The organism is Candidatus Collinsella stercoripullorum (assembly GCF_027669965.1).
In the GTDB taxonomy this organism is placed as follows: domain Bacteria; phylum Actinomycetota; class Coriobacteriia; order Coriobacteriales; family Coriobacteriaceae; genus Collinsella; species Collinsella stercoripullorum.
On sequence record NZ_JAQECM010000011.1, the window covers coordinates 1 to 14,103 of the forward strand.

A 14,103-nucleotide genomic window follows, 5' to 3' on the forward strand; every position below is an offset into this window, starting at 1 on the left:
GCCGACAAGACCGTCCTCAAGATGATGAACGAGATGGGCCTGCGCTGCGGCATCCGCCGCGGGGCCGGCCGCCGCGGGTACAGCTCGTACAGGGGGGCCGTCGGCGAGACCTTCGAGAACGTGCTCGGGCGCGACTTCAGGGCGGACGGCCCGTGGCAGAAGATGGGCACCGACGTGACCGAGTTCAGGCTCTCCTTCGGCAGGGCCTACCTCGCCCCGGTCTACGACTTCGGCAGCAAGGAGATCGTGGCGTGGTCGGTCTCGGAGAGCCCCGACCTCGCCCAGCAGGAGGAGATGCTCTCGATGCTCATGGCCGCGAAGCCCGACGGGGCCAGGCCCATCCTGCACTCCGACATGGGGTGGCAGTACCAGCACGGCCTCTACGTCTCCGCGCTGCGCGCCAACGGCTTCACCCAGAGCATGTCGCGCAAGGGCGACTGCCTGGACAACGGCGCGACCGAGCAGGTCTTCGGCCACCTGAAGGACGAGTTCTTCCGGGGAAGGGACTGGGACGACTTCGAAGCGTTCAAGGCGGACCTCGAGGCCTACATCCGCCACTGGAACCACGTGAGGCGCCAGGTCGGGCTGAAGGGCCTGACCCCGGTCGAGTTCCGGGAGCAGGCCCTTCAAAAGGCTGCCTAGCGGCTATGATTTAACGCGTCCAAGTTTTGGGGCGCAGTTCAACCCCTGGGGCGCCTGCGATCGACCGCACGCGCTCGAAAGGGATACGGGACGCCCCGTCGGAATCGCTCCCGTCGGACGTTACATCAGCTCGCACACGCTCGCGGCGAACGCCACGGGATCCTCGGGCAGGATGCCCTCCACCAGCAGCGCCTGATCGTACAGCAGGCCGGCGTAGAGCTTCACCCGCTCGTCATCGCCGTCCTTCTGCGCCGCGACGAGCTTGGCGAACACCGGGTGCTTCGCGTTGAGCTCGAGCACGCGCTGGCTCTTGGGCAGGCCCTCCATATCGCCCTCGGGCCCCTGCTTGAGGACCTTCTCCATCTCCAGCGACAGCGGGCCCTCCGTCGTGATGCACGCCGGGGCGTCGCCCTCGGCGACCAGGCGCGACGACACGGTGACCTTCTCGACCTTGTCGCCGAGCGCCCCCCTCATCGCCTCGAACAGGTCGCCGTTCTCCTTGGTGGCCTCCTCGGCGTCCTTCTTCTCGTCTTCCGTGGCGAGGTCCAGATCGCCGGTCGCCACGTTCTTGAGCTCCAGATGACGGTCCTCGACCTCGGGCTCCGCCCCGTCCTCGACCGCCTTGGCCGCCGCCTCGCGCGCGGCCTCGTCCTCGTAGACCTTCGGCATGTCGCGCGCCACGTACTCGCGCATCGACTGGAAGGTGAACTCATCCACATCCGCCGTGAGCAGCAGCACGTCGTAGCCGCGCGCCAGCACGCCGGTCACCACCGGCATCTTGGACAGGCGGTCGCGGTCGTCGCCGGCGGCGTAGTAGATGGCCTTCTGCCCCTCGGGCATGGCCTCGGCGTACTCGCGCAGCGTGACCATCTTCTTCTCGCGCGCGCTCCAGAACAGCAGCAGGTCGGCGAGCTCGTCGGCCTTCGAGCCGTAGCTGGAGTAGATGCCGTACTTGAGCCCGCGGCCGAAGTTCTCGAAGAAGGTCTCGTAGGTCTCGCGGTCGTTGTCGCGCATGTCCTCGAGCTCGCTCGTGATCTTCTTCTCGACGCGGCGGGCGATGGCGCGCAGCTGGCGGTCGTGCTGCAGCGTCTCGCGGCTGATGTTGAGCGACACGTCGGCGGAGTCGACGACGCCGCGCACGAAGTTGTAGTAATCCGGCAGCAGCTCGGCGCACTTGTCCATGATCAGAACGTTGGAGCTGTAGAGCGCGAGGCCCTTCTCGTAATCCCGGCTGTACAGGTCGAACGGCGCGCGACCGGGGACGAACAGGAGCGCATCGTACTCGAGCGTGCCCTCGGCGTGGAAGCTCACGGTGCGGGCGGGGTCCTCGTAATCGTGGAAGGTCGACTTGTAGAACTCGTTGTAATCGGACTGCTCGACGTCGTCCTTGCGCTTCTTCCAAATCGGCGTCATGGAGTTGACGGTCTCGAGCTCCTGGTAGTCCTCGTACTCGGGGGTGTAGTCGTCGCCGGCGTCCTCGGGCTTGGGCTTCTGGCGGCTCTTGGTCACCATCATCTGGATGGGATAGCGCACGTAGTTGCTGTACCGGCGGATGAGGTCCTTGATGCCCCACTCGGAGAGGTAGCGGTCGTAGTTCTCACCCGGCTCGCCGTTCTCGCCCGGCTCGTTGTCGCGCATCGTGAGGATGATGTCGGTGCCGTGGCCGAAGCGCTCCCCCGGCTCGATGGTGTAGCCGTCCAGGCCGTCGCTCTCCCACACGTTCGCCTCGTCCGACCCGTAGGCGCGGCTCACGACCCGCACGTGCTTGGCCACCATGAACGCGGAGTAGAAGCCGACGCCGAACTGGCCGATGATGTCCACGGCGTCGCCCTGGCTCTCGGCGTTCTCCGCCTTGAACTCCTGGCTGCCGGAGTGGGCGATCGTGCCGAGGTTCTTCTCGAGCTCCTCCGCGGTCATGCCGATGCCGTTGTCCGAGATGGTGAGCGTACGGGCGTCCTTGTCGAAGGAGACGCGGATGGCCAGGTCCTCGCCATCGAGCTGGACGCTGCCGTCCGACAGGCTCTTGAAGTTGAGCTTGTCCACCGCGTCCGACGCGTTGGAGATGAGCTCGCGCAGGAAGATCTCCTTGTTGGTGTAGATGGAGTTGATCATGAGGTCGAGGAGCTTCTTGCTCTCTGTCTTGAACTGGCGCATGCGATGCGGTCCCTTCCTTGCCCTGATGCCGGCTCGTCGCGGCGATGCCGGCCCATCTGTTCAACAGGGACTATACTACCCATCTTCAGGCTCATAAAACCTAAGCGTTAAAGACTTAGATTATCTTCGCAACCGGACTCCGACCCTGCGACCCGGCATCCCCGTGGACCCTGAGTCCTCCCCCGCTTCATCCAGACCTCGACCTTCGCCCTGCAGGCCATCCCCGCGGCGCGGCCTCACCGTGGACCCCGGACGGCTTCGGTCGGCGCGGCCCGACGCACGCGCGGAGGGCGTCGGCTCCGCAGGCGGCTCCGGGCTCGGGAGTTCCGCCCTCGCACGCACGCGGAAAGCGTGGACACGACTTGTAAGCCCCGCTTCAACGACCGGACGCCCCCGGGCAATATCCTTTCCTGTGCCGATCCCGCATCGACGCGAACAGGAGCGCCCATGACCGACGACCACCATATATGTCTCTGCGGACCGTCGGCCTTGGAAGCGTACCGGGCGCATATGCGCCTCGCCCCCGACCTACTCGACCGGCCGCGCACCGGCAAGCTCGCACGATGCGGGACCCCCGCCCCGCAGATGCTCGAGGACACGATGGAGCGGATCGGCGTCACCGGCAAACCGTATCACCTGCTCATCGAGCGCAACGCGCCGCATACCGCCCGGATAGACGTGCGGAGGCACCAGCGGACCAAGCGGCTCCCCAGACGCGCGATCATCAAGCTGTCCGACGACGTCCACATCGTCAGCCCCGAGATGATGTTCATCGACCTCGCCGGATCGGGCGAATTCCATTTCACCGAGCTCGTCGCGATCGGGTACGAGATCTGCGGGACCTACCTCATCGATTCCTCGTGGGACAAGATGACCAACACCGAGCGCTCCCTGACCTCCGTCAAGAAGATCGAGCGGCTCGCCACGGGCATCACGGGCTTCGCCGGTGCGGTCCGTGCGCGCGAAGCGCTGCGGCTCATCTTCGACGGATCGAACTCGCCCATGGAGACCGCCTTGGCGATGCTCATGTCGTTCCCCCGCAAGGACGGCGGGCTGGGCCTCACCCCACTCGAGATGAACAAGAAGGTCGCCACCGAAGACGGCGACAAATGGGTCGATATCGTCCTCCCGGGCGGTACGGTGGGGCTGGAGTACAAAGGTCGGGAGTCCCACTCGGTCGAGCAGACCGAGCGCGACGACCGGCGCCAGAACCACCTGACCGCCTCGGGGCTGGTCACGCTCAACGTGTGGTACGAGGACATCGCGAGCGACCTCATGTTCGACCAGCTTCATCGCGACATCTTCAACGCGCTCGGCAAGCGCTTCCGGGTAGCGAAGCCGATCGCGTACCGAAGGCTGCGCGAATCGCTGCGCAGCCGCATCGTGTCCTCGGTGAAGGACTACAGCGGCACCGTCATTCGCTGACGACGATGTCCCGGCTGCGTCAAAGGCGGCATACGGCACCCTGCGCAGGGCACCCGGCGCAGCCGGGATCCGTCACCGTGCGCATCCATCCGCATCGCCCGCCGCGTCGAACGGCCCCCGCAAGGGTGGAATCCGTTCGCGTTTCAGATCCTGGCAGAAAAGGGGCGTTTCGGGGAGGGACCGTCGCGGAAAGCCGGCAGACCGGAGCTCCGGACCTTCGGCTCCGGCGGCAGGATGACCCCCGAGCGCCCTTCAACCGGATACCGATGCGATAATCTGACCGCTTTGGCCGGAATAATACGCCGGGAGAACGTGTTTCCGTTCGCCGGGCGACCGGACGGGGGCCCTCTGAGGGGCGGTGCCGCCTCGGGACGGCAGCGACCCTCCCCCAAACGATGAGAATCTGCCAGGAACTCAAACACGAACGAAAAACGGGACCGCCAAGGGCCCCGAACGCAAGCGATGGGGCTCCGAGCATGGCCGGCAAAGGCCAGAAAGGGGGGCGGCAAGGGCCAGAACGAACCTGCCGAGGACCCCGAACGGGACCGACGGGCTCCGATTCCCAGCTCAGACGCGAACCGGAACGGGGGGACCGGCGAGCCCCTGAGCAGGGCCGGCAAGAGCCCCGATCCCCGGGTCCCCGTGCCCGATGCTACAGGAGCTTGGCCATCCATAGGTGCGGCTGGCCCTCGTCCTCGTAGTCCACGTCGGAGATCTGCCCGTACCCGAGCTTCGCATAGAGATCGCGCACGTATTCCTGGGCATGCAGCTTGCAGACGCGCGCGCCCGCCGCGCGCGCGGCGTCGTCGCTCGCGGCGACCAGCGCGCTCGCCAGCCCCCGCCGGCGGAACGCCGGAAGCACCGCCACGCGACCGAGCAGGTAGACCCGCTCCGCCGGCACCCCGTCGTCGAGCGGGCAGGCGGGGGACTGCGGGGCATCGGGCACCAGCTCGCGCTCCAACGGCTCCGGGAAGACCCGCGCGCAGCCGGCGAGCTCATCGTCGACATACAGCGTTACGTGCAGGCAGCGCGGGTCGTCATCGATCCCGTCGAACTCGTTCACGTACCCCTGCTCGTCCATGAAGACGCGCCGACGCACCTCGAATGCGTCGGCGCGCTCACCGATCCTTGTCTCGACCGCCATCGGCCCTCCCCTACGCGCGCATGTGCCTGCCGCGGACGCGGAACTTCGCCCGCGCCTCGGCGAGATACCGGTAGTGCTCGGGCGTATGCGCATCGCTCGCGATATAGGTGTACAGGTACTCGTCGAACATCTTCAGGGCGGGACGCTTCTCGCGCCCGAGCCGCCCGCCCGCAATGAAGTCAGCCGACGCCTGCAGCTTGCAGCCCATCCGCATGAGCCGGACCGCCACGTCTATGTCCTCCTGGATGGCGTGGTAGCGCTCGGGATGGGCGATGATGACCTCGTAACCCCGTCCCTGCAGCTCGTAGATGGTGCGCTCGTACTCCTGGAACTCGAGCTTGCCCGCACGCGTGGACAGCTCGAGCAGGAATTCGTTGCTCCCGTCGTAATGCAGGTAGTCAGCCCAGTCCATGCCGAGCTCCATGAGCTTGGCATGGTTGACCTCGAACCCCATCTGCAGCGGGAAGCCGCCCGCATGGGCCTGCAGCAGCTCGAAGGCGTCCCACATGGCGTCGTAGTCGAAGTACGGGTCGCGGCAGTGCGGGGTGCAGACGATGCTCGTGACGCCGGCCTCCTTGGCCGCCTCGAGCATCGCCAGGCTCTCGTCGAGATCCGCCGCGCCGTCGTCGACGCCCGGCAGGATGTGGCAGTGGATATCGCGCATGCTGCGTGGTCCTTCCCGCCGGGGACGCTAGCGCGTGAAGCGGCTGCCCGACGCCGGCGCGACGCCCTGGGCGCCGCGGGAGGAACCCGAGCCGGAGCCCTCCGAGGTGCGGACCTTCTTGCCGTCCTTGGTGTAGTACGAGTAGTAGTACTCGCTCGACTCGACCTCGCAGTAGTTCATGACGGTGCCGATGATGTGGACCTCGGCGCGGCGGAGCTGGTCCATGGCGGCGAGCACCTCGTTGCGCTTGGCGAAGTTCTCGCGGATGACGAACAGCACGCCGTCGGAGAGGTGGCCGACCTCGGCGGCGTCCACGAACGTCCCCACGGGGGGCGTGTCGAAGATCACGTACTGGAAGGACTCGGAGAGCGACTTGACCAGGCGGGCGAAGCGCTTGGAGGCGATGATGTCCGCCGGGTTGGGGATGTGCGGCTCGGAATCGAGGAAGTAGAGGTTCTTCTGGCTGGTCTCGACGACGGCCTCGTCGAGCGTCATCTGCTCGGACAGCACCGCGTACAGGCCGCCGCGGCTGTGCACGCCGATCATATCGGCCATGCTGCGGCGGCGCATGTCGCACTCCACGAGCACGACGCTCTTGCCGCTCGTGGCGATGGCCTGCGCGAGGTTGAGCGCGACGGTCGACTTGCCCTCGTTGGGGACCGAGGAGGTCAGCGTGATGACGCGAATCGGGTTGTCGACGCTGGCGAAGCGGATGTTGGCCAGCAGGGTCTTGGCGGCGTTCTGGACGACGAGCCTGTCGGCGCTCGCTTTCTTCTTAGGCATGGGTTACTTACCGCCCTTCTTCTTCATCGCGGGGATGCGGCCGACCACCGGCACGCCGAGCAGCTCCTCGGCGTCCTCGGCGCTGCGGATGCGGGTGTTGAGCATATCCATGAGCACGACGATGGCGATCGCCAGGAACAGGCCGGCGAGGAACGCCACGGCGATGTAGAGCATGCGATTGGGGCCGCTCGGGGAGGTCGGCGCGACCGCCTCGTCGATGACGTTGATGCTGTCGGCCATCTGGACGTCCTGGGCGACGACCGACACCTGGGAGGCCATCTCGTTGGCGACGTCGGCCACGCCCTGCGGGTCCGGACCGGTCACGACGAGGCTGATCACGCGGGTGGTGGTCTCGCTCGTGACGCTCACCTTGTAATCGGAGAGGTCGGTGAGGCCGAGGGACGAGGCGGCATCCGCCTCGACGCGGTCGCTCTGCAGAAGCGTCGCGACATCGTTGGCGAGCAGCTGGCTCGCCGTGAGGTCGGTGTAGTTGGTGCTCTGCGACTCAGTGTTGCTGTTCGCGAGGATGTACATGCTCGTCTGGGCGGTGTAGGTGTTCCCCATGAGCGCGAAGCTCACGACCGCCATGATGAGCGCGCACCCCACCGGGAGTGCGACGACCAGCCGCAGATGCTTCCGAAGCAGCTGGAACAGTTCGAGCAGAGTCATCGAGTTGCCTTTCTTTCCCTATCCGAACGCGCCGGCGACGGCCGGCCCTATGCGACGGACGGGCACCGCACCGCTGAAGCGGCGCGCAGGCATGCCTATCGGCGCGGGTCCCGTCCCCTTTTCCAAACCTTCAACATGGTAGCCCAAACCCCCCGCCATGGAAAACCGCTGTGCCCGCTATCTGGTCGACCTCGAAAAATGCAGATACGGACCCCCTTCTCGGGCGCGCGGGAAAATAGGGACAGGCACCTTTTTCCCAAAAATGCAGATACGGACCCCCTTCTCGGGCGCGCGCGGCGGGAAAATAGGGACAGGCACCTTTTTCCCGCTGCTGCGCGGGCGCGGAGCCGGCGGCGGAACCGGGCCCCTCCCTGCGCGGGTGCGGCGGCACGCGGAACCGGCGGCGCCGCACCCGCCGCGCCGCAGTCCGGAGCCCGCCCGCATGCCCGCCCCCACGGACGCGCGAAACGCGTCGCGCCCCGACCTAGATCAGATCGTCGATCTGCGGGTTGTCCTTGGGGAACGTCACCGTGATCGCGGTGCCCTCCCCCAGTGCGCTGTCGACCTTGATCTCGGCGTCGTGGAACATCGCGGCGTGCTTCACGATCGCGAGGCCGAGCCCCGTGCCGCCGCGCGCCTTGGACCGGCTCTTATCCACGCGGTAGAAGCGCTCGAACACCTTCTCCTGCTCCTCCGGCGCGATCCCGATGCCGGTGTCCTCGACCCGAATGAACGGCGCGCCGTCCTCGACGCCGCAGCTCATGGTCACCGATCCGGCGGGCTTGTTGTAGCGGATCGCGTTGCTCGCCAGGTTGTAGACGAGCTCGTCGATCAGCCTGGGCACGCCGAAGACGATCGCGGGCTTCGGGCGCAGCGCGAGCTCGATGCCGGCGACGTCGGCCACGGTCTCCAGACGGTGGTACACGGTGTCGAGCGTGCGCGGCAGGTCCACGGGCTCGCGCGTGCCCAGCACGCCGTCGGCGGACTGCCCGTCGTCGCGCTCCGCCTCATCGAGGTTGGACAGGGTGAGGATGTCGTTCACGAGGGCGGTCAGGCGTCCCGCCTCGTTGTAGATGCGGTGCGCGAAGTCGCGCTTGTCCTCCTCGTCGGCCACCATCCCGCTCGAGATGAGCTCCGCGTACCCGGAGATGGCGGTCAGCGGCGTCTTGAGCTCATGGGTGATGTTCGCGGTGAACTCGCGGCGCATGCGGTCGTTGTCCGCCAGCACGCGCACCTGGCGCTTGAGCTCCTGACGTTGGGATTCGATGCGTTCCAGCATGGGGATCATCTCTGTGTAGGCGTTCTCCGCGTTGCGGATGGGATGGTCGAGGTCCACGTCGAGCAGCGGGGCGATGATCGCCCGCGACTGGGTCCGCGCCGCCAGGAGGGACGCGATCGCGCTCAGGGCGGCGAGCGCCGCCAGCGGGGGCAGCATGTTCAGGAGGATCGACAGAATGCCGTCCTGCTCCTGCGCGAGGCGCACCACGGTGCCGTTCTCCAGCCGCACGGCCTCGTACAGCATGACCTCACCCAGCGTCGAGCTCGAGCGCTCGGACGAACCGCGTCCGTCCTCGAACGCCTGCCGCACCTCGGGCCGGTCGCCGTGGTTGGGCATGTCCTCGGCATCGGCCTCGGTGTCGTAGAGCACCGAGCCGTCCGTGCCGATCAGGGTGATGCGCGTGGAGCGCAGCGACATGTTGCGCAGGATGATCTTGTCGTCCGGCATGGAGTTCAGGGCGGCGGCCACCACGTCGGATTGGTTGACGAGCTCGTCGTGGGCGAGCGAGACGAGCTGCCCCTGCATGTAGGCGGCGCCCGCGACGGAGAACACCCCGACCACCATCATGGCCACGGCGAGCACCGTCGCGAAGACGCGGCGGGACAGCGAGCGGCGGGCGGCGTTCATCGGCGGCCGCCCCGGGTCCGCGGGATGCGGGCGCGCACGGGCCTACCCCTCCTGGCCGGCGAAGCGGTAGCCCACGCCGCGCACGGTCTCGATGCTGCCCGCATGCTCGCCGAGCTTCTGGCGCAGCGTCTGCACGTGCACGTCGACCGTGCGCGAGCCGCCGTCGAAGTCCCAGCCCCACACGCTCTGGAGCAGGGCCTCGCGCGTGAAGACGATGCCCGGCTTGCGCATGAGGTACTCGAGCAGGTCGAACTCGCGCAGCGTCAGCTTGACCTCCTCGCCGTCGACCGTCACACGCCGGTGGCTGGGGGACAGCACGATCCCGTCGGCGGACAGCACGTCGCTCACCTGCTTGGTCATGCCCCCGCGGCGCAGCAGCGCGCGGCAGCGGCTCGTGAGCTCCATGAGGGAGAACGGCTTGGTGAGGTAGTCGTCGGCGCCGCCGTCGAGCGCGACGACCTTGTCGAGCTCGGTGTCCTTGGCGGTGAGCATCATGATGGGCACGGTGGCCGTCTCGGGCATGGCGCGCAGGCGGCGCATGATCTCGAGCCCGTCGGTGTCGGGCAGCATGATGTCGAGGAGGACGGCGTCGGGGACGCGGCGGGCGACGGCGGCCTTGAACTCGCTGTCGCACGAGAAGCCCTCGGCCTCGATTCCCTGCTGACGCAGCGCGTACAGCGTCAGCCCCCTGATGTTGTCGTCATCCTCAACGTAATAGATCATCGGCGCGTCTCCGTGTCTGTCCGCAGGTTATGGATATGATACACCGCAGCGGGCAGAGCACGTGATGCCGCACCGCGGCGAGGGCGTATCAGCCGAACCGGCCGGTGAGGTAGTCGGCCGTGCGGCTGTCCTTGGGGTTGGTGAACAGCTCCGCGGTGGGCGCGTGCTCCACCAGCTCGCCGAGCAGGAAGTACGCGACGGAGTCGGAGATGCGGGACGCCTGCTGCATGTTGTGGGTCACAACCACCAGGGTGTAGTCCTTCTTGAGCTCCATGGCGAGCTGCTCGACCATGACGGTGGAGATGGGGTCGAGGGCGCTCGTGGGCTCGTCCATGAGCAGGACCTGCGGCTTCACCGCGAGGGCGCGGGCGATGCACAGGCGCTGCTGCTGGCCGCCGGAGAGCCCCAGGCCGGACTGGTTGAGCTTGTCCTTGACCTCGTCCCACAGGGCGGCGCCGGTGAGGGACTCCTCGACGATCTCCTCGAGCTCGGAGCGCTTCTTGATGCCGAGGCCGCGCGGGCCGTAGGCGACGTTGTCGAAGATGCTCATGGGGAAGGGGTTCGGGCGCTGGAACACCATGCCGACCTGCTGGCGCAGGCGCGTGACGTTGTAGTCCGCGTAGATGTCCTCGCCGTCCAGGGTGATCTTGCCCTCGATGCGGCAGTCCTTGACCATGTCGTTCATGCGGTTCAGGCAGCGCAGCAGGGTGGACTTGCCGCAGCCGGACGGGCCGATGAACGAGGTGATCTCGCGGTCGCGGATGTCGATGGAGACGTCCTTCAGGGCGTGATGGTCCCCGTAGTAGAGGTCGAGGTGCTCGACGGACATGCGAACGGGGTGCTCGACCTTGGGCTGCTCGGTGATCATCGAGCCCATCTCGCGATCGTGCGCCTCCTGCGCGGCGGCGGCGATAGCCTCGGCCGTGCCTCCAAGTTCCTTCTCGTTCAAACCCGGTACCTCCTCAGGCATGCTGTCATAGCTCGCTCAAGGATACGAGCCGCGTTTCATGCGGCTGAAAGCGGTTTGTCATGGGAGTGTAAAGAGGGCCGGCGGGTCGCGGGAGGGGCCGGGCGGCATCCGCCGGGCAGCGGGGCCGCGCGTGCGCCCCTGCCGTGCGACGGGGGGGGGACGGCGGCTGTCGATGGGGCGGGCGGCATCCCCGACCCCCGCTACTCGGGCAGGGTGATGGTGAAGACCGTGTGCTCCGGGGTCGACTCGCAGGAGATCTGGCCTCCGTGCGCCACGACGATCTCCTTGGCGATGGCGAGACCCAGCCCGGCGCCCCCGCGGTTGGTGGCGCGCGCGGCGTCGAGCCGGTAGAACTTCTCGAAGATCACCTTGAGCTTGGGGGCGGGGATCGGGTCGCCCTGGTTCTCGAAGCGGATCTGCGCCGCCCCGTCAACCCGGCTCGCCGCGATGCGGATCGTCGACCCCTCGTAGCTGTAGGCGATGGCGTTCTTCATCACGTTGTTGAACACGCGCGCCATCTTGTCGCCGTCCACCAGCACGGTGAGCCCCTCCGGCACGCTGATCTCCGCGTACTTGTCCTGCTCCGAGAGGGTCGGGTAGAACTCGTCGACCACCTGGGCGAGCATCAGGTTCAGGTCCACGTACCCGCGGGTGAGCACGATGTCGTGGAAGTCGAAGCGCGTGATGTCGAAGAACTCCTCGATGAGCGCGTCGAGCCGGTGGGCCTTGTCGAGCGCCACGCCCGTGAAGCGCACCCGCTGCTCGACGGGCAGGTCGGGCGCCTCGTGCAGCAGCGAGAGGTAGCCGACCACGCTCGCGAGCGGCGTCTTCAGGTCGTGGGCGAGGTAGGTGACGAGGTCGTCCTTGCGGCTCGACTCGTCGCGCAGGGCCTGCTCGGCGGCGCGCTGGCGGTCGCGCACGCGGTTCAGCGCGCCCTCGACCTCGAGGAAGTCGCCGTCGACGGTTCCCCAGTCGTCCGGATGCTCCACCAGGCGGTCGATCATGTGGCGGGCGACGATGCGGTCCGCATCGAACTCGCCGCGCTCGTAGCCGTAGTCGTAGAACGCGCGGCTGATGAAGAAGACGCCGCAGACCGCGACGGCCGTGAGGAAGCCGCAGAACATGAACAGGTAGTCGATGCCGAACGCCACCGGGCCCACGCCGCCGGCGACGAACACCCCCGCGACGAGGACCGCCAGCCAGGGGATGCCGCCCAGCGTGATCACGCGCCGGACGTTCGAGAACCGGTCGAGCAGGATATAACCCGCGAACATCACCACGGCGAAGGGGATGAAGCTGCCGAGCCCTATGACGAACAGGTCGAGCAGGAGCAGCACCACCGTCGCCAAGATGCGGCTGTCGAGAACGACGAGGGTCTTGTCCATGATGGACACGAGGTCGGCATGGGCCCCCGCGTCCGCAGCGGGCGGGACCTGCTGGTCGACCGGGGGCGCGGGCGGGACGAACGAGGGCTCGAAGGAGGGGGACCACCCCTGCGGGGGGACGCGATCGGTGGCATAGGGGCGGTCCTGCGCAGCCGCGGAGGCGGACGATGCGAAGGGCGCGGAAGCGGACGGGCCGCCCGCCGCGGCCGGGGCCTGAGCCCACGACGACGGGGTCTGGGCGCCGGCGGGGGTCGGCGGGGCCGCGGAGGCCGCGTGGGCGGAGGCGCTCCCCTGCCCGGGGACCTGGGGCGCCGCGGAGTATGCCGGCGGCTGCCATGCGACGGCGGGGTCGTTGGGCAGCCCCGTCACGGGATTCACGGGCGTATGCTCGGGTTTGCGTGAAAATCGACCGGTACCAGCCACCGAACCACCCTGCTTCCTCATAGGCCCCGGCGCCGGCAGTCGGCGACCGCATCCTCCTCGACCCCGACGGCACGCGGCGAAGGCCCGCGCCTCCATCGACCCGACGGGCGCGGCCGCAGGGGCGCGCAGCGACCGCCCCGACGACTGCCGGGAGCCCGCATCGCGTTCGCCCGCACGGTCGCCGGGGTCCGCATCTCGTACCTCCCAGTATACGAAGCCCCGTTCGACCCGGTACGGAAGACTTGCTTAATAAGCTGTCGCGGAGCTGTGGGGTGAGGGCGGAGGGGCCGTCCGGCTTTCGGGCAGGGCGCCCGCCGGACTCCGGGCGGGGCGCCCACCGGCCTCCGGGCGGGGCGCATCCGGCCTTCGGACATTGTTGCTCAACGTTTTCGTCGCATTCCCTGTCACGCTGGTTTCCAGTGGATGTCACAGCTCCGGAAAGGAATGGAACCATGAACACCCTGACACGAAGGAACTTCCTGATCGCAGGGGCTATCGGGGCCGCGGGAGCCCTCAGCCTCACGGGATGCGGAGGCACTGCCGACCAGGGGTCGAGCTCCACGGAGGCCGCGCAGGAGCCCGAGGAGCAGGCCGCCCGTTATGCCGTGGGGGATACCGTTGAGACGGACCTGGTGCGCCTCACCCTCAACAGGGCGGAGCTAGCGATCGCGCTGGTGAACACACTTGAGATCGGAACCGGCTTCAACATCGACAACGACTACTTCTGCCCGAAGGAGTACACCGTCGAGGAGGACGCCGACAACCCGTACGTCGCCTCCAAGGGCAGCACGCTCGTCTTCTACGAGATTCTCGTCGAGAACCTCGATCGCGATTACCTCGAGCTCGACGGCTCCGGCCAAGACGAACCCTTCGTCTCCGTCTCCTATGACGGCGAGACGTACTCCACCGAGGACTTCGAGGAGAAGAAGTACGGTTGGATGGTCAGAGATATCGAGGGAGAGCAGGATTGGAGCAGCGACACGGTCACCAACCTCTTGGCGGGCGTCGCTGAGAAGGACCTGTTCAGAGCCTATGTCGAGGCCCCCTTCGAGCCGGATTCGCTCATCGACCCGTTCGAGGTCGCCTTCACGCTCCCCACGGTCGACGGCGATACCGAATCCTTCACGTTCGCGATCAACCAGTGAGCAGGCGCAACGGCACCGATCGGCCAATCCGGCCGGCGGAACCTCGATCAGACGGCACCCACGATTGATA

Annotated in this window: 12 protein-coding genes; 3 read left to right on the forward strand and 9 right to left on the reverse strand. The window is 67.4% G+C overall.

What is annotated here, in order from left to right; translation table 11 throughout:
• Positions 1-642: IS3 family transposase (locus tag PHA29_RS04080; protein ID WP_270848233.1), on the forward strand; the 642-nt coding region annotated here is incomplete at its 5' end.
• 120 nt (positions 643-762) lie between these two features.
• Here the strand turns inward: PHA29_RS04080 and htpG are convergent.
• The gene (htpG, locus tag PHA29_RS04085) at positions 763-2,796 is read right to left on the reverse strand and encodes a molecular chaperone HtpG (RefSeq protein WP_270848235.1); all 2,034 of its coding nucleotides are present in this window, start codon (positions 2,794-2,796) and stop codon (positions 763-765) included.
• A 447-nt stretch (positions 2,797-3,243) separates the two neighbouring features.
• Here htpG and PHA29_RS04090 point away from each other — a divergent pair, with 447 nt between their 5' ends.
• On the forward strand, positions 3,244-4,221 hold the full coding sequence (locus tag PHA29_RS04090; protein WP_270405669.1) for a hypothetical protein: 978 nt from the start codon (positions 3,244-3,246) through the stop codon (positions 4,219-4,221).
• A 652-nt stretch (positions 4,222-4,873) separates the two neighbouring features.
• On the opposite strand, the gene PHA29_RS04095 is transcribed toward PHA29_RS04090, so the two are convergent.
• The 8 genes from PHA29_RS04095 to PHA29_RS04130 form a co-directional block, all read right to left on the reverse strand.
• Positions 4,874-5,365, reverse strand: coding sequence for a GNAT family N-acetyltransferase (locus PHA29_RS04095; protein WP_270405667.1), 492 nt, complete (start codon positions 5,363-5,365; stop codon positions 4,874-4,876).
• A 10-nt stretch (positions 5,366-5,375) separates the two neighbouring features.
• Positions 5,376-6,029 carry a CpsB/CapC family capsule biosynthesis tyrosine phosphatase gene (locus PHA29_RS04100; RefSeq protein ID WP_270848237.1) on the reverse strand — a complete coding sequence of 218 codons (654 nt, stop codon included), beginning with the start codon at positions 6,027-6,029 and terminating at the stop codon, positions 5,376-5,378.
• A gap of 27 nt (positions 6,030-6,056) precedes the next feature.
• The gene (locus PHA29_RS04105) at positions 6,057-6,812 is read right to left on the reverse strand and encodes a CpsD/CapB family tyrosine-protein kinase (protein WP_270848240.1); all 756 of its coding nucleotides are present in this window, start codon (positions 6,810-6,812) and stop codon (positions 6,057-6,059) included.
• A gap of 3 nt (positions 6,813-6,815) precedes the next feature.
• Positions 6,816-7,481, reverse strand: a complete 666-nt coding sequence (locus tag PHA29_RS04110) for a YveK family protein (protein WP_270405662.1) — start codon at positions 7,479-7,481, stop codon at positions 6,816-6,818.
• A 484-nt stretch (positions 7,482-7,965) separates the two neighbouring features.
• Positions 7,966-9,387 (reverse strand): sensor histidine kinase, encoded by a 1,422-nt coding sequence (locus PHA29_RS04115; protein WP_270405611.1) that lies wholly within the window; start codon positions 9,385-9,387, stop codon positions 7,966-7,968.
• Positions 9,388-9,429: 42 nt separating this feature from the next.
• Complete coding sequence (locus PHA29_RS04120) at positions 9,430-10,110, reverse strand: response regulator transcription factor (protein WP_270575212.1); 681 nt, start codon at positions 10,108-10,110, stop codon at positions 9,430-9,432.
• 88 nt (positions 10,111-10,198) lie between these two features.
• Positions 10,199-10,978: a phosphate ABC transporter ATP-binding protein PstB gene (gene pstB / locus PHA29_RS04125; protein WP_270405612.1), complete on the reverse strand. Its 780-nt coding sequence runs from the start codon at positions 10,976-10,978 to the stop codon at positions 10,199-10,201.
• A gap of 302 nt (positions 10,979-11,280) precedes the next feature.
• Positions 11,281-12,843 (reverse strand): sensor histidine kinase, encoded by a 1,563-nt coding sequence (locus PHA29_RS04130; protein WP_270848242.1) that lies wholly within the window; start codon positions 12,841-12,843, stop codon positions 11,281-11,283.
• Positions 12,844-13,340: 497 nt separating this feature from the next.
• On the opposite strand from PHA29_RS04130, the gene PHA29_RS04135 reads away from it, so the two are divergent.
• A complete protein-coding gene (locus PHA29_RS04135; protein ID WP_270405608.1) occupies positions 13,341-14,033 on the forward strand; it encodes a hypothetical protein in 693 nt (230 codons plus the stop codon).
• The last annotated feature ends 70 nt before the right edge of the window (positions 14,034-14,103 follow it).